The 7,618-nt window shown below is 40.9% G+C and carries 9 protein-coding genes; 5 read left to right on the top strand and 4 right to left on the bottom strand.

The annotated features are described in order from the left end of the window. Nucleotides 1-569: 569 nt before the first annotated feature. Nucleotides 570-1,487, bottom strand: coding sequence for a DMT family transporter (locus ABYD77_RS16395; RefSeq protein WP_372771184.1), 918 nt, complete (start codon nucleotides 1,485-1,487; stop codon nucleotides 570-572). 249 nt (nucleotides 1,488-1,736) lie between these two features. Here ABYD77_RS16395 and proB point away from each other — a divergent pair, with 249 nt between their 5' ends. From proB to ABYD77_RS16375, 4 genes are all read left to right on the top strand, one after another. After that, a complete protein-coding gene (gene proB / locus ABYD77_RS16390; protein ID WP_372771183.1) occupies nucleotides 1,737-2,858 on the top strand; it encodes a glutamate 5-kinase in 1,122 nt (373 codons plus the stop codon). Then, nucleotides 2,855-4,090 carry a glutamate-5-semialdehyde dehydrogenase gene (locus tag ABYD77_RS16385; RefSeq protein WP_372771182.1) on the top strand — a complete coding sequence of 412 codons (1,236 nt, stop codon included), beginning with the start codon at nucleotides 2,855-2,857 and terminating at the stop codon, nucleotides 4,088-4,090. The genes proB and ABYD77_RS16385 overlap by 4 nt, the downstream gene beginning before the upstream one ends. Further along, nucleotides 4,068-4,544, top strand: coding sequence for an isoprenylcysteine carboxylmethyltransferase family protein (locus ABYD77_RS16380; RefSeq protein WP_372771181.1), 477 nt, complete (start codon nucleotides 4,068-4,070; stop codon nucleotides 4,542-4,544). The genes ABYD77_RS16385 and ABYD77_RS16380 overlap by 23 nt, the downstream gene beginning before the upstream one ends. Before the next feature lie 80 nt (nucleotides 4,545-4,624). Beyond that, nucleotides 4,625-4,996, top strand: coding sequence for a glutaredoxin family protein (locus ABYD77_RS16375; protein WP_372771180.1), 372 nt, complete (start codon nucleotides 4,625-4,627; stop codon nucleotides 4,994-4,996). A gap of 62 nt (nucleotides 4,997-5,058) precedes the next feature. Here ABYD77_RS16375 and ABYD77_RS16370 read toward each other — a convergent pair whose 3' ends face one another. Continuing rightward, on the bottom strand, nucleotides 5,059-6,030 hold the full coding sequence (locus tag ABYD77_RS16370; RefSeq protein WP_372771179.1) for a RimK family alpha-L-glutamate ligase: 972 nt from the start codon (nucleotides 6,028-6,030) through the stop codon (nucleotides 5,059-5,061). Beyond that, nucleotides 6,030-6,374 (bottom strand): DUF413 domain-containing protein, encoded by a 345-nt coding sequence (gene maoP, locus ABYD77_RS16365; RefSeq protein ID WP_372771178.1) that lies wholly within the window; start codon nucleotides 6,372-6,374, stop codon nucleotides 6,030-6,032. Before maoP ends, ABYD77_RS16370 begins: the two co-directional genes overlap by 1 nt. Before the next feature lie 106 nt (nucleotides 6,375-6,480). Between maoP and ABYD77_RS16360 the strand changes: the two genes are divergently transcribed. Next, the gene (locus ABYD77_RS16360; protein ID WP_372771177.1) at nucleotides 6,481-7,353 is read left to right on the top strand and encodes a LysR family transcriptional regulator; all 873 of its coding nucleotides are present in this window, start codon (nucleotides 6,481-6,483) and stop codon (nucleotides 7,351-7,353) included. Here ABYD77_RS16360 and ABYD77_RS16355 read toward each other — a convergent pair. Next, a partial coding sequence (locus ABYD77_RS16355; protein ID WP_372771176.1) for a GNAT family N-acetyltransferase occupies nucleotides 7,350-7,618 on the bottom strand: 269 nt, incomplete at its 5' end. The genes ABYD77_RS16360 and ABYD77_RS16355 overlap by 4 nt on opposite strands.

Here is a 7,618-nt window from a genome sequence, read left to right as displayed (position 1 = left end):
TTATTAAGAGGCAAGTTGCCTCTTTTTCTACCGCAACATCGCCTGTTTACATTCTAAAGCAATTTATAACACTAATAATTAGTTGTTACTAGTCAGATAGTTATTTGAAAATTAACATTTTATCAGTTGCAGAAAACAGGCAAATTGCCTGTTAATATTATTAAGGGGGAAGTAATCAATAATAAATGGAATTGGCATAATTTTTACTTCTAACAACTAAGAATTTGATATGTGCATTGAGTAATTTATTCAATGACCGTTCCTCGCTCAATTGAGACCTTGAAGACTGTTGCTGAGATAAAACTCTTCCATTAATCAAACCTGAAAAAGTGGCATTAAATGAATAATGCTAGACAGGGAGCGAAGCGGTAGAGCAAGCCATGCTGAGGCAGGGATGCCGATTCATGGCGTTTATGTTCATATTTAAGACACGTTGAAGATAAGTTTGATTTTTGGGCGTTGAGGGATTCCAAAGGGAGACCGGCGATAGCCTCCCTTTGGCTGCTGTCGCCAGCGCGACAAATAGCGTATCGAAAATTATTGAACGCTGAGATTAACTTTGAAAGTTACTACTTATTAGCAACCTCTACCGGCATGGTATCCATTTGCGGTTCGGTATCTTCTTGTGGCTTAGGCTTATGGCGCTGGGCAATAACTACGCCAATAAATACACAGCCAATGGCGAGCCATTGTTGCCACGTTAGAAACTCATGAAGAAGTAACGACGCAAGTAACAAGGTGAATACAGGAATAAGGTTTGAAAACGCGGCGGCGGTTAATACCGATACTTTTGAAATGGCATAGTTATACATACCATAGCCACCAAGGGTTACAAACGAGCCTAAGTAAATGATGGCAGCGATGCCTTCTATCGACATTTCACTTGGCAATTCAACAAAAAACAAAAAGGGTGCAAAGAATAAGGTGCCGCTAATGCCTTGCAAAGCGATTAAACTAAGCGGTGAGTAACGGTGAGCTAAATGCTTTACACACACCGCATAAATAGCGGCGCACACCATGGCTAAAAACTCTAAAAAGTTACCTAAAATTGGGTTTGGTGCTGCGCTGGTATCGGGCGATACAAGGGTTAATGCAATACCCCCGACAATACAAAAAACAAATCCGGTAATGATGGATTTAGATAAATACTCTTTCAGCATAAAAAACGCCAAAATCGCTACAATAAGTGGGAAGCAACTCACAATTACACCTGCTTGGCTCGCAGAGGTATATTCAAGGGCATAGCCTTCAAATAAAAAGTACAAACAGGGTTCGGCAAGTGACATGCCGAGTAGGTACTTCCAATCACCTTGTTGGTAATCAAACTTTTTCACATAGCGCCAAAGCATTAAGCACAAAGTGAATGTGGTGAGCATACGCAGAAAAATCACTACCGCAGGGTGGTATAAATCAATGGCGTACTTTAAGGCAATAAACGAGCTTCCCCACAAAAAGGTGGCGATAAGCAAACATAAACTAGCGGGCATAACGAATACTCAAATTAAAGGGGCGGTGAATTTTAACAGGGTAATAAGCACTGTGCGATAAGTCTCTACCAAAGAATAGCAGAACATATAAATGCAAATTTTATGCTGTTATGGATTAGGTTTTCTTATTTATATTTGGTGTATTTAGTAGTTTGCATGATATTTTTTTGTGTGAGACCATTTTACCCTTGTTGATTTTCTCAGCTTTGATATAACAAAGGTTGTTGCCTGAGGTGTTAGGTGTTGGGAATGAGTGACGGGGAAAAAACAATTGTTGTAAAGCTGGGTACGAGTGTATTAACCGGTGGCAGTTTTACTTTAGATAAAGCGCATATGGTTGAATTAGTGCGCCAGTGTGCCCAATTAAAAAAGAAAGGGTACAAAATTATTTTGGTATCGAGCGGTGCAGTTGCTGCGGGCAAAGAGCATTTACATTTAAGCTGTGATTTAAGCAATGTGAATAACAAACAAATGCTTGCTGCAGTTGGCCAAAGTCATTTAATTCATACATGGCAAACCTTGTTTAACTTGTATGGTATGCATGTGGGGCAAATGCTGTTAACACGTGCAGACTTAGATGACCGCGAGCGCTATTTAAATGCACGCGATACGCTAAAGGCGCTGATTAAGCACGATATTGTGCCGATCATTAATGAAAATGATGCGGTGGCAACACAAGAAATTAAAGTTGGGGATAATGATAATTTATCGGCTTTGGCTGCCATTCTCGCTAAGGCCGATAAATTGTTGTTACTGACGGATCAGCCGGGATTATTTACTGCCGATCCGCGCGCTAACCCCGATGCTAAGTTGATTAGCTTGGTTGATAAAATTGACGCTAATTTAAAAGCATTGGCAGGCGGCTCGGGTACCCATTTAGGCACCGGAGGCATGGCAACCAAACTGCAAGCAGCCGATATTGCATGCCGAGCAGGGGTTGAGGTGATTATTGCTGCAGGCCATAAAGACAATGTAATTGTTGATGCTGCCCTTGAAAAGGAGGTGGGCACACGCTTTTTAGCCACAACATCAGTGAGAGAAAGCCGCAAACAGTGGTTAATGGCAGGGCCGCCAGCAAGCGGTGAGCTAATATTAGATGAAGGCGCTGTTCGCGCAATGAAACACTCGGGCTCAAGTTTATTAGCAAAAGGCTTGAGTGATGTGCTTGGTGAATTTGAACGCGGTGCCATGGTGAAATTATGCGACCAAAATGGCGAGCAAATAGCACGTGGCATATGTCGTTATTCATCAAGCGATTTGGCCCAAATAAAAGGGCAACATTCCGAGCAAATCAATCAATTGCTCGGTTACGACTATGGGGCGGTGGTGATTCACCGCGATGATTTGGTACTTTTTGGAGGATTAACGTGATTACGCAATTAGCACAGCAGGCAAAGTTAGCAAGTTTTGATCTCGCTGTGGCGACAACAGCCCAGAAAAATACAGCATTAGAAAATATTCGTTCCATCATTTTAGAAAATGCCGAACAAATCGAACAAGTGAACCAGCGCGATATTGATGCTGGTAAAGAAAATGGCTTAACCGAGGCCTTACTTGATCGTTTGTTATTAAACAAAGAACGCATTCTAGGCATTGCCAATGATATTCAAAGCTTAATTGCAATGGATGACCCTGTTGGCGGTGAATATGATGGTAGAGCGCTTGAAAATGGCCTGCGCTTAAAAAAACAAATTGTGCCATTAGGTGTGGTAGGGGTTATTTACGAGGCGCGCCCCAATGTAACTTTAGACATTGCCTGTTTATGTTTAAAAACTGGTAACGCTAGCATTTTACGCGGCGGTAAAGAAACACTTCATACCAATACTTACTTAGTTAAATTAATTGGTAAAGCACTTATTGATGCGGGCATTAATAAAGACGCAGTGCAATTAATTACCAACCCAGATCGCGCTTTAGTGCTTGAGCTTTTAAAGCAAGATAAGTACATCGATATGATTATTCCGCGCGGTGGCGATACGCTGCAAAAAGTATGCGTGGAAAACAGCACGATTCCGGTGATCACTGGCGGTATTGGTATCTGTCATTTATACGTTGATGCTTCAGCAGATTTGCAAAAAGCGTTGTATGTAATTGAAAACGCTAAAGTGCAGCGCCCAAGTGTGTGCAATGCACTTGATACTGTGCTTATGGATGAATCAATTGCAAAGCAGTTAGTGCCACTATTAGCAAAGCGTTTAGAGCAAGTGACACTTAAAGGCTGTGAAAGAGCCGCAGCGCTAAGTGAACGCGTTAGCCTAATTGCTGATGGTGAATACAGCAAGGAATGGTTAAGCCTAACGCTTGGTATAAAAGTGGTTGAAAATATTAATCAGGCGATAATGCATATTCGTGAGCATTCATCAGGCCACTCAGATGGTATTTTGTCTGAGAGCTTAAGCAACACTAATAAGTTTGTAGCAGCGGTAAATTCTGCGGCAGTGTATGTAAATGCGAGTACACGCTTTACTGATGGTTCGCAGTTTGGCTTAGGTGCTGAAGTAGCAGTATCAACACAAAAGTTGCATGCCCGCGGGCCTATGGGCTTAGACGCATTAACCACATATAAATGGGTAGGTGAGGGTGATTACCTCATTCGCCAATAAGCTAAATAATAAAATCCCACCCCCTGTGGTGGGATTATTTTGTATGGTGGGCATGTATTTAGTGTCGGAAACTGAATTCACATTTGAGATTACTCGCACACTTAACTTTAAACTGTTTGTACTCGCTGTTTTGCTTGGGGTAGCGATTGCCCTTGCTGGTGTTATTTCATTTCGTAAAGCGAGTACCACGGTAAACCCACTAAAACCCGAAACCGCCTCAAACTTAGTTATAAACGGCATTTTTCAATATACGCGAAATCCAATGTATTTAGGTATGAGTGTGGCGCTTTTAGGATTTGCTATTTTACTTGGCAGTTGGTTAAGTTTGTTAGGTGTTGTGGCATTTATGCTGTTTATTGAGCGCTTTCAAATTAAACCAGAAGAAGCCGCACTAACCGAGTGCTTTGGTGAGCAGTTTACACAGTACAAAACAAACGTCCGCCGTTGGCTATAAATAAGCAAAACAAGCTTAGGACTAATCTTTATTCGTTCCAATATTTACAGTAGAATGCCGCCAAATTGATTGGAGGTTGTATGAAGTTTGTTCGTTGGCTATTAGGCCGCATTATTTTATTTTTTGATTTTATTACAACACCACGCGGTGTTAAGCGTGATGCGCAGCTGCAGACTGAAATTGACGCAAAAACCCAAAACCTAAGCTTGTATCAATTTAAAGCGTGCCCGTTTTGCGTAAAAGTTCGCCGCGCAATGAAGCGTAATAGCTTAAATATTGAGTTGCGTGATGCAAAAGCCGAAGGTATTCACCGTGAAACACTTGCAGCAGAAGGCGGTAAGGTAAAAGTGCCGTGCTTACGTATTGAACAAGACGACAAAGTAACATGGCTTTATGAATCAAACGATATTATTGCCTTTTTAGAAAATGAAGTAGCCAATAAAGCTGCTTAAATTCCTAAAAATCAAATTGATATAAACGCAGCTTCGGCTGCGTTTTTTATTTAAAGTCAGTGCTAGCTGTCGCTTTTTTCAGACGATTTAGCAACAGATGCTTTAGATGTTTTTTTTGCTGAGGTTTTTTCAAAAATACCTAAGCGGATGCGAATAAAGTGGAAGATTTCGCGCGGTACGTCAATGTCGACGGCGTTTTCTAACCCTTCAAAACCTGGTGATGAGTTTGCTTCGCAAATTTTAAAATGTTCTTGATCGAATAATAAATCAATACCCGCTACATCTAAACCAAGCACGTTCGCAGTTTGTGTTGCAAGCCATTCAATCTCAGGTGTAATAGGGTAAAGTTTACCTGTACCTCCTAAACTTACATTTGCTTTGAAGTTTTCACCGTTTGAATTACGTTCCATACAGGCAATTGCGCGACCACCAATGGTAAATACGCGTAAATCACGTCCGTGGCTGGCTTTTACAAACTGTTGTAAAATGATATTCGCTTTTGGACTTGTTGCTTCAATAAGCTGCATTAAGTCATCAAATTCACCTGGTGATTTTGATAAAAATACACCGCTGCCTTGTGAACCAGAAAGTGTTTTAACAACAACAGGAAAACCAATTTGTTTTTCAACTAGCGCCACGTTTACTGGAAACTTTACTAGCATAGTGTCTGGTGTTGGTAAATTTTTCTCAGCTAAGATTTGCTGTGCAAACAGTTTATCTTTAACGGTTTCGATTGAATGTGAGCTATTTACACAGTAAACACCTAAACGCTCTAAGTGGCGAATAACCGCAAGTGTAAAGTACGTTGTGCCAGCACCCATGCGCGGCATAACAAAGTCTGGTAATTGCTGACGCTCGCCATCGATCAAAATACTTTTTTCGTCGTCACGCGTCACCGTAAGGTCAAACTGATCTGGGGAAAAAACTTGGAGTTCGATGTTTTCTTCTTTTGCTACTTCAACTAAGCGATTAATTTCATATGCTTCTTGTCGCAATAGCATGTCATTGTGTTTGTAAATTATCCAACCACGCACTAATAATTACCTTCTAATTCATTAAAAGTGTTGCCAACATTTCCAGGTGTACAGCCTGTGAGCGTGTGAAGCCTTCTACCTTGTGTCACCGATTTATATTTGTGCCACAAACTTTCGATACGCGTTTCAGCTTCACGTTTAGTTTGGCACATAATCACGAAATTCTCTTCCGTATGATTTTTAGGCTCTGCAAGTTGATGTTCTAATTGGAATAATCGCTTACCAATGGCTGTTAACAACTCTGCTTCTTGAATTGTAAAGTGGCCGCTACGGTTAAATCCTTGTGGAAAATTCAGGTCATCATAGAAATTGCTTGTTTTTACAAAACCATATAATAAGTCCATATGATATTCTCATGTTGACAACTTTGCCCATTTTGGCGGAGTATGCGTGAATTGCGTTTAACAAGTACAACAATAAAAATTTATCGTCACGATAAGAGATAGCGTTTTGGATATAGAATTAATTAAGACCTTTATTGAAGTAAAAGACTGCCGACACTTTGGCAAAGCAGCCGAAAATTTATATCTAACCCAAGCCGCAGTAAGCTCCAGAATTCGTCAGCTAGAGCAGTATTTTGGTGTGGAGTTATTTGTTCGCAACCGCAATAATATTCAACTAACAGCAGCGGGAGAACGTTTTGTTTCTCATGCTGAGGTGATGATGCAAACGTTGCGCATGGCAAAGCAAGATGTGGCATTAACCCAAGAGCAAGTGACACAAATTTCGATTGCAGGTACCCCAAATACGTGGGATACCTATATCCATGATGCTATTTCTAAAATTTATGCATCACAGCCTGATGTCAGTTTGGTTGCGGAGATTTTGGCGCGTGAACAAATTACTCGCCAATTACTTGAGCGCTCATTAGATATTGCGATTATTTTCGATCCTCCGAAAGCGGAAGAATTAAAAATAGAGTTACTCTATACCTTTGCGCTTATTCCAGTTTCAACCACGGCAAACACTATTGCACAGCCAAGTGATGTGGAGCGTTATATTCGTGTTGATTGGGGTGCGCATTTTACTGCGTGGCATGCAAAAGAGTTAAAAGGCATGGTTACCCCGGTGATGCGAACAAGTACTGCACGTATTGCGCTAGATTTAATGTTGCAGTGTGGCGGCACAGCCTATTTACCAGATGTATTAGTCGAGCCTTTTATTGAGCAAGGTTCATTGCATCGATTAGATGCGTTACCTGAGTTTAAGCGTGATGTGTATATTGCGTATCATAAAGAGAATGAGCACGCACAAAAGCTACATGCTATTCGCCGTATGTTAGGTAAAGAAGAGCCAGAAGCACCTACCATTATTGTACCTTAAGGCTGATAAATATTCGGTAAATAGATTTCTATATTTGTGTCTGGGAATTTAGGCGCTTTAAAACCAAACTGTTGATAAAGCCCATGAGCATCTTTAGTCGCAAGAGTAAAACGCCTTAAACCTTGTAACTTTGGATGTTCAACAATGGCTTTTATGAGTGCTTTACCAACTCCAAAACCTCGGTTCCGAGGTAAAACGAAAACATCGAGTAAATTAGCGAACGTGGCATAGTCACTTACCACACGTGCAAATGCGAGCAGTTCAT

This window comes from Pseudoalteromonas sp., from assembly GCF_041629635.1.
Classification (GTDB): Bacteria; Pseudomonadota; Gammaproteobacteria; order Enterobacterales; family Alteromonadaceae; genus Pseudoalteromonas.
Note: the sequence above shows the minus strand (reverse complement) of the source record. Positions and strands in the feature narration are given on the sequence as shown.

Excerpts from the sequence above, each read along its gene's own strand:
- maoP (WP_372771178.1), bottom strand. The coding sequence starts at position 6,374 with ATGGACTTATTATATGGTTTTGTAAAAACAAGCAATTTCTATGATGAC.
- proB (WP_372771183.1), top strand. The coding sequence starts at position 1,737 with ATGAGTGACGGGGAAAAAACAATTGTTGTAAAGCTGGGTACGAGTGTA.
- ABYD77_RS16395 (WP_372771184.1), bottom strand. The coding sequence starts at position 1,487 with ATGCCCGCTAGTTTATGTTTGCTTATCGCCACCTTTTTGTGGGGAAGC.
- ABYD77_RS16375 (WP_372771180.1), top strand. The coding sequence starts at position 4,625 with ATGAAGTTTGTTCGTTGGCTATTAGGCCGCATTATTTTATTTTTTGAT.